We start from the raw sequence: 14,889 nt of genomic DNA, 5'->3' as shown, positions 1-14,889 counted from the left end.
TATCCATACTTTATTTTAAATTGTAGTGATATTTGAAATAAAGTATGGATATGATAAAGAATCTAGAAATATCTATGTCTCAAGGCGGGTCTTTATTTTAATTTTTGTATGGAATGAGATTTGCTATTTAAAAATAATGAACAGGGGTGTAATTTATGGGATTGTCAGATAGGCTTTTATGTTTGATAAATACAGAAAACAAGAAGAATCCATATGTAGATACCAAACTTGCAAAGATGCTGTCTACTGCACGTGAAAATGTTACTGCAATGAGAAAGGAGTTGAATATACCAAACTCTAGGGAAAGGAGGAGACCTTATTTAGAAAATGCCGTTGAAACTATATTGGAAGGAAATGAAAGCATATCTATTTCTGACGCTACAAAGCAGCTTGTTAATTATGGATTCAATGTCTCGAGGCATGTAGTGGAGGAAATATTAAAAGGAAGAAAGACTGGTCAGAAAACTGCTTGTTTTGATACAGACCCATTTCAAAGTTTGATTGGCGGGGCAAAAAGTTTGAAAACATGTATAACCCAGGCTAAAGCTGCAGTATTATATCCGCCTTTGGGATTGCCTACATTAATTATAGGCGAAAGTGGAGTTGGTAAAACTCAGTTTGCAGAAATAATGTATAAATTTGCTTCTTCCAAATGGTCTTTGCCAGGTAAATTGCCATTTGTAGTTTTTAACTGTGCGGATTATGGAGATAATCCCCAACTTCTTCTTTCTGTATTGTATGGTTATAAAAAGGGTACATTTACAGGAGCTAATGAGGACAAGGAAGGAATTGTAGAGACCGCAAACAATGGTATTTTATTTTTGGATGAAATTCACAGGCTTCCACCCAAGGGGCAGGAAATGTTGTTCTCGATATTGGACAGGGGTGTTTTTAGAAGACTCGGGGAAACCAATGTTGAAAGAAAAGTAAATATGATGCTTATAGGTGCTACTACCGAGGATATTCAATCGAGCTTATTGGTAACCTTCAGAAGGCGCATACCGATGATAATAACCATACCAACACTGCAGCAAAGATCTGTTGTGGAAAGGATTCAGCTTATACAATATTTTTTTCAGCAGGAATGTAATAGAATAAATATAAAAATTTTCGTAGAGGCAAAAGTTATTGAAATATTTGCTGTATCAAAATTCAATGGAAATATTGGAGAATTGAAAAGTAAAATACAGGTTACATGTGCAAGGGCATTTATGAAATATATCAATGAAGTTCAAGAAACAATATTAATAAATACAAGTGAAATTTTCAATCAGTTTGTAGAATATAAAAATTTAAATTTGGAAGGCTCGGATATGATTCAGGCCAGAAGTTATGCAAAAGATATGATATTTGTTCCGTTTTTAGATAATGAGATTAGTATTTCAAAGCATATGGAAAATGACGAGTATTCACTTCCAAAGGATTTTTATAAGAAGATAGAACAAAAATATTACGAACTCAAAAATGACAATATGGGTTCTGAAGATATAGAAAGAGTATTGTGGAAATTTGTGAACAAGCAATTCAAAAAACTTGAGTTTACAGACAATAAAAACAATATATTTTCTTTAAGCGAACTTGTTAGTTTGGTGGATATAGGAATATTAAAAGCTGTAGATAAACTTAGAAGTATTATGGAGGAGGAATATTCCAATTGTAAATTTAATGAAAGAATATTTACCTGCCTTGCAATTCATCTTCAGGAAACAATGACTAGATTAAGATTGAACAGACCAATAATAAACATGAATTTGTCCAAAATAAAAAAAGAAATACATGTTGAATATGAGCTGGCTGAGAGGTTTGGTTTGTATTTTGGAAAAATAAAAAAGGTTACTGTACCGAAAGATGAAGTAGGATTCATAGCAATGTATATAAAATCGGCAGTCCAGGATAAATTTATAGAAAATCATGTTGGAGTTATAATTATATCCCATGGCAGGATAGCCAGCGAAATTATAAATGTAGTAAATACTCTTCTCAATACAGATTTTCCGGTGGCAATTGATATGCCTTTAACTGAAAATCCATCAGTGACCTATGAAAGAATTATAGATGTTTCTAGAAAAGTGGACAATGGACGTGGAATATTGTTTCTTGTTGATATGGGATCACTCGTAAATGCAGGCGATATAGTTTCTGAAAAATTGAATATAAAGACCAGGACAATTGATAAAATTGATTTGCTTACAGTTATTGAAGCAGTGAGAAAAGCATCCACCTCAGAAAATGACCTGGACAGTATATATTTTAATTTAATTCAATCAAGATATGGATATTCACCTTTACATATAAATGTAAACAACTGCAGCAAACAACCTGCAATATTGACGCTGTGTTTGACGGGCAGGGGAACCGCTAGACGTATACGTGAACAAATTTACAGCAGGTATAAAAATATAAGGATTTTTGAAATTGGAATTATGGACAACTCATTCTCAACAAAATTAGAGCAAATAAAGCAGGAATATAGGATAGTTGCAGCTATAGGCACTATAAATCCGGAAATTGAAGGCATAAATTTTATACCGTATGAACCTGATTCGTTTAATCATAGAATAAGAAAGCTGGATTTCTTTTTATACTCCAGCAATAAAAACGACTTGAATGCTGTAATAAATGAAGATTTAATTTTGTTTGAACCTAATATTTCTGACAAGGACAAATTAGTTGATGTTATGTGTTCCTTTTTAATCAATAACGGATATGTTAATAAAAAGTTTATCGATTCTGTTTTGAAAAGGGAAAATATATCATCCACGTTTTGCAAAGGGGGATTGGCACTTCCACATGGAGATTTTTCAGAAGTTATGAAATCAGCAATTGTTTTTGCAAAACTCAAGTCACCTATCGAATGGGACGGGGGAAAGGCTTCAATAGTTTGCCTTCCAGCATTGAGGATAAATGATAAAAAGATTGTGATGAAGCTTTTGAAACCGTTTTTAAATATGGATTTCATGGATAAATTGAAAAAGTCTCGTGGGGCTTTTGAATTTAAAAATATAGTGTTGAATGAAATAGAGAAGTCACAAAAATAAAAATCTAAAATATTGACAAAAGGAAGTGATCTTAAGATGCTTGATTCAAATTTGATTTTATTAAATACAAAGGCGGAAAGACCAGAGGATGTAATAAATACGTTGGGAAAAATTATGTTGTCAAAGACATATGTTAAAGAGGATTATGTAGATTCAGTTTTAGAGAGGGAGAGGAACTTGCCTACTGGACTTGATACTGGAAGTGTATGTGTTGCCATTCCACATACTGATTCACAGCATGTAAATAAGTCAAGTCTTGGTGTAGCAACACTCAAAAATCCGGTTGAATTTAACATGATGGTAAATCCTGAAAAGAAGTTGAGGGTAGATATAGTATTTTTACTTGCAGTTAAAGATCCAAATTCTCAAGTAGAGCTTTTGAAGGATTTAATGTCAGTTTTTCAAAACCAAGAACTCCTTAAAAGTTTAAAAGAGGCTGAAAGCAAAGATGAGGTTTTAAAATTATTAAGTTTTATAACTGTGTAAAGCAGATTTATACAGTTACAATATATAAATTATTTATTATGAAAAGGGGCTGTGATTTATGAAAAAAAGTTTTAATGTATTGTCTGTATGTGGTTCAGGTACTGTAACGTCGTCTATGATTGCACAGAAGTTAAAAGATGCAATGGAGAAAAATGGAATTAGAATTACTGCAACAGAGGCTAAGCCAACAGAAGCGCTTAATTTGGCGCAGGGAGGACAGTTTGATTTTATTACACATACAAGTCCTCTTCCAAAGGCGGATTATGGGATACCTACTATAAATGCAGTGGGTTTTCTTACTGGATTTGGGGAAGAAGAGTTTTTGGAAGAGGTTATGAAGGTTATAAATCAAATAAGAAATAATTAAAAATTATATGTTCAGGGGGGAATCATTATGTTTTTACAGGGAATGAAATATGTGTTTGATACATTTGGTGCTCCAGTGTTTGTTCCAATAATTGTATTTATAATATGCAAAGTACTAAGAGTCAGTATGAAGAAGTCATTTTTTTCAGCATTGTATGTTGGAGTGGGACTTGAAGGATTTAATCTTTTGATAAATTCATTTACTCCAATTATTACTCCCGTTGTAAGACAGATGGTAAAGGGAACAGGAATTGATTTGCCGGTATTTGATGTTGGATGGCAGGCCACAGCACTGGTTGCATATTCCACCAATGCAGGGATGATATTTTTATGCATAGGTCTAGTTTTGCAGATTGTATTGTTTCTTGTGAAATGGACGGATGTATTTCAGCCGTCTGATTTATGGAATAATTATTCGTATATGGTTTGGGGATCAATGACTTATGCCGTTACAAAGAACATGATTTTATCTGTCGGTTTAATGATATTTTTGAATTTGGTGAGTTTGCTTGTAGCAGAGATTATGGCAAATAGATGGTCTAATTATTATCATTATCCGAATTGCACCATAATAGCCATGCACAATATAGAGCCGGCAATTTTTGCATTGATTCTGGATCCGTTTTTTAATAAATTGGGATTGAATAAAGTAAAATTGAATCCCGACGAGCTCCAGAAAAAGCTTGGATTTTTGGGAGAGCCGGTTTCACTGGGCTTAATGCTTGGTTTATTAATAGGGATACTTGGAAATGTATCTCGTATAAACACTATTGCCGGATGGGGGCAAATTGCAATAACAGGTGTTGCTACTGCTTCAATAATGGCGATATTTCCTAAAGTTGCAGGAATATTTGCACAAGCTTTTTTACCTATATCTGAAGCTGCAAGCAAGAGTGTAAAGGGAAAGTCTGAAAGTAAAAGAAAATGGTTTCTTGGAGTAAATGATGCAGCAGGATACGGTGAACCTGCAACATTAATATCGGGTATTATTTTAATACCGATAATGGTGGTTATAGCAATGATTCTGCCTGGAAATAAAACTTTGCCGGTTGTGGATCTGGTAGCTATACCATTTATGGTGGAAGGTATGGTATGTCTTGTAAATGGAAATATACTGAAAGTATTGATTTCAGGAGTTATATGGTTTTCAATAGGGTTGCTTATGTGTACACATACTGCAGCACTCTTTACTCAAATAGCTGCATCTGTAGGTGTAAAACTTCCGGTTGGAGCGCTTTTAATAACAAGTTTCAATATACTTGGCAAACCGCTTATAGGACTTATATTCATGGCATTTTTGACACAGTCTCCGGTATTTATAAGTATTTGCGTTATTGTATATCTTGTAATTTACTTCCTGTTCAAAAAGAATAAAGATGCTGTTTATGATTATTTGGAGAGAAATGCAGCTAAAAATGAGGGGATAGAAGGAGGAGAATCTTAAAGAATGTTAGAAAAACTGAAGGATGAAGTATTACATGCAAATTTGGAGTTGTTTCGATATAAACTTGTAAAGTTTACATGGGGCAATGTCAGTGGAATAGACAGGGAATCAGGATTATTTGTAATAAAACCAAGTGGAGTGGATTATGGCAAAATGAAGCGGGATGACATGGTAGTTGTAGACTTAGACGGGAATATAGTGGAAGGCAGTATGAGACCATCATCAGATACACCTACCCATTTAGTTTTGTACAATAAATTCCCAAATATAGGCGGAATAGTGCATACGCATTCAACTTGGGCCACTGTAATGTCCCAGTTGGGCCTCGGAATACCAGCCTTCGGGACTACACATGCTGATTTTTTTCATGGAGATGTTCCATGCACTAGAAAGTTGGATGAGGGTGAAGTAAATGGAGATTATGAAAAGGAAACTGGGAATGTCATAGTTGAGACTTTTAAGGGAAGAAGTGAAAATGAAGTTCAAGCTGTTTTAGTAAGGGGACATGGGCCTTTTACGTGGGGAGAGAATGCACTTGATGCTGTAAACAATTCTGTTGTTTTGGAGGAAGTGAGTAAAATGGCATACTGCGATTTAAATATAAACAGCAAGCTTGAGGATTTAGATAGATATATACTGGACAAACATTATTTTAGGAAGCATGGTAAAAATGCCTATTATGGACAAAAAAATAAGATTTGAAGGAGAAATATATATGAAAAATTTATCGGAGTTGAATATTGGGCAAGTTCCAGGACTTGTGTATGAATGCTCATGTGGAAAAACCCATACAGTGGAGATAGACAATATAGAAATTGGAAGTGGTGTTGTAAATAAAATTCCAGATATAATAAAAAATTATGAAGGAAAAAATATATTTATTGTAGAGGATGTTCATACGTTTGAGGTTGCGGGAAAAAAAGTTGAATATTTGCTGCAAGATAAATTTAAAGTAAAAAGGTATATATTTCAAGAGGAACATCTTTTACCAAATGAACTTTCACTTGGCAGGCTTATTGTTGAAATACCAAAAGATACAGATCTTGTAGTGGCGGTTGGATCAGGTACAATAAATGATCTGTCGAGATTTTTAAGTTACAAAGTTGGAGTGCCGTACGTTATTGTCGGTACTGCCCCTTCAATGGATGGTTATGCCTCCGTGGTTTCACCGCTTGTATTAAATGGGGTCAAGGTTACGTATGACGCAATTTATCCAAGGGCCATCATAGCAGATTTGGATATTATGAAGAATGCACCGATGCAAATGCTTCAGGCGGGACTTGGCGATGTAATTGGAAAATATACTGCACTTGCTGACTGGGATATGGCAAATCTTATTAATTGTGAATATATTTGTGACGAAGTCAAAGGGTTGGTTATGAAATCTGTTAAAAAGTGTGAAGAAGCTTCGGTAAATCTTGGAAATAGAAAAGCAGAGGTTATAGAGAATATGACAGAAGCGCTTGTCTTGTCTGGAATTGCAATTGGAATGGTTGGAGCTTCAAGGCCTGCATCCGGATCTGAACATCAAATATCACATTGCTACGAAATGATTTTTATGAGCAGAGGCCTAGAAGAAAAATGGCTGCATGGAAATACTGTAGGTATAGGAGTTGGAATTGCAGCTTATGCGTATAAATATGCAGGAAAATTAGATATCGACAAGATAATTGAGAAACAGGATTATATTAATTTTGACAGGGATATATGGGTAAAAAATATAACAGACGTGTATATGAATAATGCAAAGAATATTATTGAATTTAAACAGGATAGTATTAATTTTGATAAGGAAAAAAGAAAGTTGCAGATGGATAAGATAAAATCAAAGTGGAATGACATAAAAGAAATATGTACTCATCACGTTCCTGATCCGGACAAAATAATAAATATTTTAAAAAGTTCAGGTTGTGTTTGGAATCCAAGGGATATAGGAATAGATAAGGAGCTTTTTATAAAAAGTGTTATTGCTGCAAAAGACATGAGAAAAAGATATGGAATATTTCAATTGCTTGAAGATATTGGAGAATTAAAAAACGCAGCGGAATATGCGGCAGAAATTTATTACAATTAAATGAAAGGTTTAAATCATGAAAGAAAATGTAAAAGAAATTTTGGAGAATGTAAAATGTTTTATACTTGATCTTGATGGTACATTTTATATTGGAAATAAAATATTAGACGGATCTTTGAAATTTATAGAATGTTTGAGAAAAAATAAAATTCAATTTAAATTTTTTACCAATAATTCATCAAAAAATTCAGCATTTTATGTTGATAAAATCTGCAAGATGGGTTTGTCAATAACAGAGGATATTATGTTGACTTCTAATCAGGTTGCTATAAATTATATAAAAAAGAATATGATGGACAGAAAAATATTTGTCCTAGGAAACGATTATTTAAAAAGCGATTTTCGAAAATCGGGAATTAGTCTTCACAACTACAATGCAGATGTTGTTGTCGTTGGTTTTGATACTTCACTTGAATATGCAGAATTGTGTAAAGCTTGTGATTTTATACGAAATGGCGCCGAATTTTTAGGGGTTAATCCTGACATTAATTGTCCGGTTGAAAATGGGTTTATCCCGGATTGCGGGTCAATATGCCGGATGATAACAGCTTCAACAGGTGTAAAACCAAAATTTTTAGGGAAACCATCACAGTATGCGTTTGAGTATATTTTATACAATACAGGCTTTAACCAAGATGAAATTGCATTTGTAGGAGACAGAATTTATACTGATATAGCTATCGGACAGGGAAATGATTCTGTAACTGCGCTTGTTTTATCGGGAGAAGCAAAAATTGAAGATTTAAATAAGTCAAATATACAGCCGACGTTGGTTTTTGAGTCACTTGGGGATTTAAAAAATACATTGGATCAAATTTATAATTGATTGTAAAAGAGGGGAGATAAATTTATTATGAAAATTGTAGTAGTGGGGGATACTCTTGTAGACTCGGACTATATGGCGAGACAGGCAGAACTCATTTTACCTTCCATAAAAAAAGAAATTATAAAATATGATTGGAAGGTTACTTCCAAGGAAAACTTTCAGACTGTAATGTTGAATATAGAGAAGAATGGACCATCATCTGAAAAAGTTCCGGAGTATATTGAAAATTCTATTATTGAAGATGCTGATATATTTATAGGCCATTTTTGTCCTCTTTCTGCCGAGCTTATTGGCAGGTGTAAAAATTTAAAATTGATAGGAACCTGCAGAGGAGGAGTTGAACATATAGATGTAAATGCTGCAACGGATTTGAATATTCCTGTGATACACGCAATTAGAAATGCCGAGCCTGTGGCAGAATTTACTATAGGGCTTATGATTGCTGAGTCAAGAAATATAGCTAGAAGCCATTTGGAAATAAAAAATGGAAGATGGAGAAAAACTTTTATGAATAGTCAGCATACATCATGCCTTAAGGATAAGAAAGTTGGGATTCTTGGATTGGGCAATATAGGAAAATTAGTTGCTGGCAAGCTTGCAGCCATGGGAGTGGAAGTAATTGCGTATGATTTCTATATATCTCAAGATGCACTGGATTCCAAGGGAATTAGAGTAAAGATGACATCACTGGACGAATTGTTCAGCCAGTCTGATATAGTTTCCATACATCTAAGGCTGACTGAAGAGACAAGAAATTTTGTCAGTAAAAAGTTGTTAACCAAAATGAAACCAAGTGCATATTTGATTAATACTGCAAGAGCAGGAGTACTTGATCATGATGCGATAGTCGAGGTTCTTAAAGAAAATAAAATAGCTGGAGCCGCAATGGATGTATTCTGGAATGAACCTATTAATTCAGATGATCCTATATTAAAGCTTGATAATATAACTATGACATCCCATATAGCAGGAGATACTGTAGATGCTATACGCAAGTCACCAAAACTTATTGTAGAAAAGATAAATGAGTTTCTGGATAAGGGCGTTGACGATATGGTAGTGAATAAAGAGACAATTGAAAAATTCAGTATATGAATTTATGGGAGGTTTATAATATGGGAATTGAAGACACGAAATTTGCGAAAAACTTTATGAAAATCTGCTATGATGCCTGGCTTAAGGGATGGCATGAGAGGAATGGTGGAAATTTAAGCATTAGAATCAAAGTTGACGAGATAAATAATATAAAAGATCAATTTAATAAAAATTCAAGGATTGAGCCTATAGGCATATCTGTTCCAAGTCTTGCAAATCAATATTTTATGGTAACGGGAACGGGAAAATACATGAGAAATATGAGTGTTAATCTTGAAGGCAATGCAGGTATAATAAGAATAGATGAAAAAGGCGAGAATTATGAGATAGTCTGGGGACTTTTAAATGGAGCAGCACCTACAAGCGAGCTTCCATCACATCTTATGAATCATGCAGTAAAACAAGTTGCTACTAAAGGAAAAAATAGAGTTATATATCATGCGCACACTCCCAATATAATGGCTCTTACTTATGTATTGCCAATTGATGCCAATGTGTTTACAAGACAGCTTTGGGAAATGGCAACGGAATGTCCCATAATATTTCCCGAGGGTGTTGGAATTTTACCTTGGATGGTGCCGGGAGGCGCAGCTATTGCGAAAGAAACCAGCAAGCTAATGAAGGAATTTAATATAGTAATATGGGCACATCATGGAACATTTGTGTCTGGAGAAACGCTTGATCTTGCCTTTGGGCTTATGGATACAGTAGAAAAATCAGCCGAAATTCTTGTAAAGGTATTGTCAATGGGAGGAAAAAAACAAACTATAACTGTAGATGATTTTAAAAGTCTTGCAGGAGAATATAATATTAATATACCTGAAAAATATCTTTACGATTAAAAAGCAACTGTTGAACTAAAAAAACGATAGGCTCTCTTCCAGTTAAATAATGAAACTTATTTAACTGGAAGAGAGTATTTTTTTATAAATTTCTACAAATATACACAAAATTATTTATAAATAAAATATAATATTAATGTTTCACAAATTCTGCCGGCATTTGGAACGAATATTGCAGTAATAAACTTGGGGGTGCTTATTTTGTGTACCGATAAAAAATCAGATATATTTTCAATAATACAGAACGAAGATAAAAAAATCCATTGACAGATGAAAAGATCTCAGAAATTTTAAATGTTAAAAGAGAAAATGTGACTGAACAAAGATTGTCACATGGAATACCCGATTCAAGGGAAAGAAGAAAGCATGTAATAATAAAGGATATAAAAGATATTTTAAAAAATGACATTAACATATCCGACAGAAGACTTACAAGTTATCTGCAACAAAATGGATACATAATATCAAGATTTACAGTTTCTCAGCTGAAAAATGAGGTCAAAAAGAGCAGTTTGGTTAATTTAGAAGAAACAGATAAGGATGAAAATGTGGATGATTTAGTGGAAAATAAAGAATTTAATATATATAATTCATATTCTTTTGATGAACTTATAGGATGGAATGAAAGCTTGAAACTTCAAATAAATCAGGCGAAAGCTGCAATACTTTATCCGCCACATGGTTTGCATACTCTTCTTGTAGGTCCGTCAGGTGTAGGAAAAAGTTATATGGCAGAGTCCATGTATAATTTTGCTATTGCTTCTGGAACTTTTAAAAAAGATGCACCTTTTGTAATATTTAATTGTGCGGATTATGCTGACAATCCACAGCTCCTTCTTTCCCAGCTTTTTGGTTATGTTAAAGGTTCTTTTACGGGTGCAGATACAAGCAAGGAAGGTTTGGTTGAAAAAGCAAATAATGGAGTTCTGTTTTTGGATGAGGTTCATAGGCTTCCAAACGAAGGCCAGGAAATTTTATTTAACCTTCTTGATAAAGGAAATTACAGGAGACTTGGAGAAACAGAAAATCTTAGAAAGGCTAAGATTATGATTATTGCAGCTACTACAGAAAATCCAGAGTCATCACTTCTCATTACTTTTAGAAGAAGGATTCCAATGGTTATAGAAATACCGTCGCTTGAAGAGAGACCTCTGATGGAAAGATACTATATAATAAAGGATTTTTTTATTAAAGAAATGCATAGGTTACAAAAAAAGATAATAGTTAAGGCGGATGCGATAAAAGCACTTATGTTTTATGATTGTCCAGGTAATATAGGGCAGATAAGAAGTGATATACAGGTTGGCTGTGCCAGAGGTTTTTTAAATTGTATGGCAGATAAATCCCATGAAGTTGTTATAACTATGCACGATATGCCAAGTTATGTTAAGAATGGAATGCTGAAGATGGATAAGAGAGATCCTGAAATAAACAGCATAGTTAATAAGAATCTTATAATAAATGAAGATAAAACTTCAACTATTGAAGTTAAGAATGATAGATATGTAATGAATCAAAATATATATCAATTTATAGAAGAACGTTATAAAGAACTTGAGAATAAAGATTTTTCAAAAAAACAGATAGATGGTATAGTTGGCAATGAACTTGAACAAGAGTTGGAGGATTTTGCACAAAATGTAAATCAGGGAATAATATCCATTTCTAAGGAGGAACTTAAGGAGATAGTTGGTATTAAAATAATGGAAACAACAGAAAAGGCTATTTCTGTTGCAAAATCTGAAAACATAAATATAAAAGATAATTTATATTATTCTCTTTCAATTCATCTTAGTTCGACTTACGAGAGAATAGTTAGTAGGAAGATTATAAAAAATCCGCATCTTGGAAGCATAATAAAAAATAATCCTAAAGAATTTAAGGTAGCAGAGAAAATGTCTGATGTAATAGGGAAAAAATTAAACATAGATATTCCTAAAGATGAGGTTGCATTTATTGCTATGTATTTAAAGACGTTTTCAAATGGAAAAGTTATAGAGGAAGGAAAAGTTGGAATAATAGTAGTTACTCATGGACATGTGGCTTGTGGTATGGTTGAGATTGCAAATAAACTTTTCGGAGTAAACCATGCAGTTGGTATAGAAATGGCTTTGAATGAGAGTCCTAAAACTGTGCTTGAAAAAACAATAAAAGTTGTGAAGAAAATAGATGAAGGACGAGGATGCATCATCTTAGTAGATATGGGTTCTCTTGTAACATTTGGAGAAATAATAACCAAGAGAACGGGAATTCAAACAAGGGTTGTTGGCAGAGTAGATACAGTAATGGTTTTAGAAGCATTAAGAAGAGTGGTTATTCTAAATAATAATCTGAATGATGTAGTGAATGATTTGGATGAGGATAAAAAATATGTAGCCAAGGTACATGGAATACCAGAAAATATTAAAAAAATGAATAAAGCCATAGTTACTATGTGTATTACAGGCCAAGGTACAGCACTTAAAATGAAGACATATGTAGAGGATTTGCTCATAGAGTACAAAAATAGTATAGATATAATACCTTTGGGATATATTCAAAAAAGCAGTATTGAAAAGGAAATTGAACAGATAAGTGAAAGGTATGAAATTATAGCTATCATAGGAACTATAAATCCAAACATAAAAAATTTAGAGTTTATATCTGTAGAAGAGGTTCTTAATAGAGAGGGAATTTTAAAAATAAAAAGATTAATTGAAAAAGATAATATAACATACAGTCCTATAAGAAAAATACTTGATCAAAATTTGATTTTGATGAATTTTGATGGAAGTGTTAAAAATCAAGTTATAGATTCACTAATGGAAGTTTTATTTAATAACGGATATGTAAGCGAAGGGTTTCCTCTTAGCGTGTATAAGAGAGAAGCTTTAGGGGGGACTCTTATAGATGGAAAAATAGCAGTTCCGCATGGAGATTCAATTTATACAACAAAACCTGCCATTGCCATATGTATACCTAATAAGCCAATAGAATGGGAACAAGGTAAAAGTGCAGAAATAATATTTATGCTTGTAATGAATGAAAATTCGCGAATATATATAGATGAGTTTTACAAAATAATAAGTAATCTACATATTATAGAAAAAATAAAATCTGCAAAAACCAAGGAACAGGTTATAGATACAATAAGTTTTATATAGTTAAAAAAGTTCTTTACATATTATGAACTTGATTTTGGCATCATACTTGCTTTATGTATTTCTGAAGGTGAGGTGATAAATGTGGTTGATATAGGAAGTTTCTCGAAAGCTACAATAATATTGAGAGGTTTTGATTATGTCCAAATAAAAAATGTACTGGCTATATTAAGTGAAAGCAGAATAAACTCTGTTGAAATATCATTGACAGGTGAAGGAAATAAGAAAAATATTGAGAAAGCCTTGAATGAATTTGGGGATAAGATGTCAATTGGAGCTGGAACAGTTTTGAATAAAGGAGATTTACAGGATGTTATAAGTCTTGGAGTTAAATTTGTACTGTCGCCTATAATGTTTTCGGAGGAAATGTTTGATATTTGCAAAAAAAACAATGTAGTAAGTGTTCCTGGAGCATTTAGCCCAACAGAAGCTTATCAAAGTTTTATAAATGGTGCAGATATAGTTAAAGTATTCCCTGCTGATGTAGTGTCTCCCGGATATTTTAAAGATATAAAGGCACCAATACCAGAATTTAAACTTATGGCAGTTGGAGGAGTTAATATTCAAAATTCACAACAATTCTTAAAAAATGGTGCAGATTATCTGGGAATAGGTTCAGGCATATTCAACAAAGAAGACATATTGAATGGAAATTATTCTGGATTAAAAAAAAGAATAGAGTGTCTTGAAAGAGAAATATACAATTAAAGGCGAGGAGAAAATGTATGGAGCACACTATGAATTTAACTGATCTTATAAAAGAAGATTTGATACTTATCGATTTAAAAGCTGAAGATAAATTTGAATTGATAAATATATTGTATACAAAATTGCATGATAAAGGTTATGTTGGAGAATCGTATTTAAAAGGGATACTTGAAAGGGAAAAGCTATACCCTACAGGAATAAGCCTTGGTTCAACTTATAATGTTGCTATTCCACATACAGAGGCGGACTATGTTTTAAAACCAGCAATATGTCTTGCTATATTGGATAATCCTATAAAGTTTAAACGTATGGATAATCCTGATGAAGAAATAGAAGTCGATGCAGTTTTCATGATAGCTTTGAATGATAAGGAAAAACAGGCTATATTACTTGAAAAACTGATACAGGCGTTTACAAACGAAGAACTTATGAAACAACTTCTTAAAGAAAAAGAAGCAAAAAATATAATAACTTTATTTAAATAAGGAGGATTTTGTTATGAAAAGAGTATTAGTTTGCTGTGGTTCCTCAATGATCACAAGTTCAATTGCAATAAATAAATTAAGAGAAATTTTTGAGAATGAACACATAGATGTAAAATTTGGACAGTGTAAGTTTTCTGAAGTCCCTTCTGAAATAGAAACTTTTCATCCTAATGTCGTTGTTCCTACAGGACCTCTTGATGAAAAAGATGCAAAAGGAGTTCCAGTAGTTAGAGGTACTTGTTTTATAACAGGGGTAGGTGTTGATCAAGTTGTAAACGAAATAATTGACATTTTGAAAAAATAATATGAGTGTTATTAAAGTTTTGTTTTGCTGTATTTAAACATTAACTGTATTTTTTATATAGTTAATGTTTAATAAGTATTT

13 protein-coding genes are annotated in these 14,889 nt (G+C 32.8%); all 13 read left to right on the top strand.

From position 1 onward, the window contains the following. Positions 1-155 precede the first annotated feature (155 nt). The 13 genes from AC4CVH_RS09800 to AC4CVH_RS09740 all read left to right on the top strand — a co-directional run bounded on the left by AC4CVH_RS09800 (position 156) and on the right by AC4CVH_RS09740 (position 14,808). Positions 156-3,038 carry a sigma 54-interacting transcriptional regulator gene (locus AC4CVH_RS09800; RefSeq protein ID WP_490787582.1) on the top strand — a complete coding sequence of 961 codons (2,883 nt, stop codon included), beginning with the start codon at positions 156-158 and terminating at the stop codon, positions 3,036-3,038. 36 nt (positions 3,039-3,074) lie between these two features. Then, the gene (locus tag AC4CVH_RS09795; RefSeq protein ID WP_490787581.1) at positions 3,075-3,524 is read left to right on the top strand and encodes a PTS sugar transporter subunit IIA; all 450 of its coding nucleotides are present in this window, start codon (positions 3,075-3,077) and stop codon (positions 3,522-3,524) included. A 58-nt stretch (positions 3,525-3,582) separates the two neighbouring features. Beyond that, positions 3,583-3,891 carry a PTS sugar transporter subunit IIB gene (locus AC4CVH_RS09790; RefSeq protein WP_490787580.1) on the top strand — a complete coding sequence of 103 codons (309 nt, stop codon included), beginning with the start codon at positions 3,583-3,585 and terminating at the stop codon, positions 3,889-3,891. A 27-nt stretch (positions 3,892-3,918) separates the two neighbouring features. After that, positions 3,919-5,334: a PTS galactitol transporter subunit IIC gene (locus AC4CVH_RS09785; RefSeq protein ID WP_490787579.1), complete on the top strand. Its 1,416-nt coding sequence runs from the start codon at positions 3,919-3,921 to the stop codon at positions 5,332-5,334. 3 nt (positions 5,335-5,337) lie between these two features. Beyond that, the gene (locus AC4CVH_RS09780) at positions 5,338-6,036 is read left to right on the top strand and encodes an L-ribulose-5-phosphate 4-epimerase (protein ID WP_490787578.1); all 699 of its coding nucleotides are present in this window, start codon (positions 5,338-5,340) and stop codon (positions 6,034-6,036) included. 13 nt (positions 6,037-6,049) lie between these two features. Then, positions 6,050-7,408 carry a sn-glycerol-1-phosphate dehydrogenase gene (locus AC4CVH_RS09775; protein ID WP_490787577.1) on the top strand — a complete coding sequence of 453 codons (1,359 nt, stop codon included), beginning with the start codon at positions 6,050-6,052 and terminating at the stop codon, positions 7,406-7,408. Positions 7,409-7,424: 16 nt separating this feature from the next. Next, positions 7,425-8,234, top strand: a complete 810-nt coding sequence (locus AC4CVH_RS09770) for an HAD-IIA family hydrolase (RefSeq protein ID WP_490787576.1) — start codon at positions 7,425-7,427, stop codon at positions 8,232-8,234. Positions 8,235-8,261: 27 nt separating this feature from the next. Continuing rightward, on the top strand, positions 8,262-9,329 hold the full coding sequence (locus AC4CVH_RS09765; RefSeq protein WP_490787575.1) for a 2-hydroxyacid dehydrogenase: 1,068 nt from the start codon (positions 8,262-8,264) through the stop codon (positions 9,327-9,329). A gap of 20 nt (positions 9,330-9,349) precedes the next feature. Then, positions 9,350-10,171 carry a rhamnulose-1-phosphate aldolase gene (gene rhaD / locus AC4CVH_RS09760; RefSeq protein WP_490787574.1) on the top strand — a complete coding sequence of 274 codons (822 nt, stop codon included), beginning with the start codon at positions 9,350-9,352 and terminating at the stop codon, positions 10,169-10,171. Positions 10,172-10,434: 263 nt separating this feature from the next. Then, a complete protein-coding gene (locus AC4CVH_RS09755; RefSeq protein WP_490787573.1) occupies positions 10,435-13,314 on the top strand; it encodes a sigma 54-interacting transcriptional regulator in 2,880 nt (959 codons plus the stop codon). 81 nt (positions 13,315-13,395) lie between these two features. Then, on the top strand, positions 13,396-14,019 hold the full coding sequence (locus tag AC4CVH_RS09750; RefSeq protein WP_490787572.1) for a bifunctional 4-hydroxy-2-oxoglutarate aldolase/2-dehydro-3-deoxy-phosphogluconate aldolase: 624 nt from the start codon (positions 13,396-13,398) through the stop codon (positions 14,017-14,019). 17 nt (positions 14,020-14,036) lie between these two features. Beyond that, positions 14,037-14,504, top strand: a complete 468-nt coding sequence (locus tag AC4CVH_RS09745) for a PTS sugar transporter subunit IIA (protein ID WP_490787571.1) — start codon at positions 14,037-14,039, stop codon at positions 14,502-14,504. Positions 14,505-14,517: 13 nt separating this feature from the next. Continuing rightward, entirely contained in the window at positions 14,518-14,808 is a 291-nt protein-coding gene (locus AC4CVH_RS09740) for a PTS sugar transporter subunit IIB (RefSeq protein ID WP_490787570.1), read from the top strand. The last annotated feature ends 81 nt before the right edge of the window (positions 14,809-14,889 follow it).

Source organism: Clostridium pabulibutyricum, assembly GCF_058242705.1.
This window is presented reverse-complemented; position numbering and strand designations above follow the sequence as displayed.

Excerpts from the sequence above, each read along its gene's own strand:
- AC4CVH_RS09740 (WP_490787570.1), top strand. The coding sequence starts at position 14,518 with ATGAAAAGAGTATTAGTTTGCTGTGGTTCCTCAATGATCACAAGTTCA.
- AC4CVH_RS09745 (WP_490787571.1), top strand. The coding sequence starts at position 14,037 with ATGGAGCACACTATGAATTTAACTGATCTTATAAAAGAAGATTTGATA.
- AC4CVH_RS09775 (WP_490787577.1), top strand. The coding sequence starts at position 6,050 with ATGAAAAATTTATCGGAGTTGAATATTGGGCAAGTTCCAGGACTTGTG.
- rhaD (WP_490787574.1), top strand. The coding sequence starts at position 9,350 with ATGGGAATTGAAGACACGAAATTTGCGAAAAACTTTATGAAAATCTGC.
- AC4CVH_RS09795 (WP_490787581.1), top strand. The coding sequence starts at position 3,075 with ATGCTTGATTCAAATTTGATTTTATTAAATACAAAGGCGGAAAGACCA.
- AC4CVH_RS09800 (WP_490787582.1), top strand. The coding sequence starts at position 156 with ATGGGATTGTCAGATAGGCTTTTATGTTTGATAAATACAGAAAACAAG.
- AC4CVH_RS09770 (WP_490787576.1), top strand. The coding sequence starts at position 7,425 with ATGAAAGAAAATGTAAAAGAAATTTTGGAGAATGTAAAATGTTTTATA.
- AC4CVH_RS09780 (WP_490787578.1), top strand. The coding sequence starts at position 5,338 with ATGTTAGAAAAACTGAAGGATGAAGTATTACATGCAAATTTGGAGTTG.
- AC4CVH_RS09785 (WP_490787579.1), top strand. The coding sequence starts at position 3,919 with ATGTTTTTACAGGGAATGAAATATGTGTTTGATACATTTGGTGCTCCA.
- AC4CVH_RS09765 (WP_490787575.1), top strand. The coding sequence starts at position 8,262 with ATGAAAATTGTAGTAGTGGGGGATACTCTTGTAGACTCGGACTATATG.
- AC4CVH_RS09790 (WP_490787580.1), top strand. The coding sequence starts at position 3,583 with ATGAAAAAAAGTTTTAATGTATTGTCTGTATGTGGTTCAGGTACTGTA.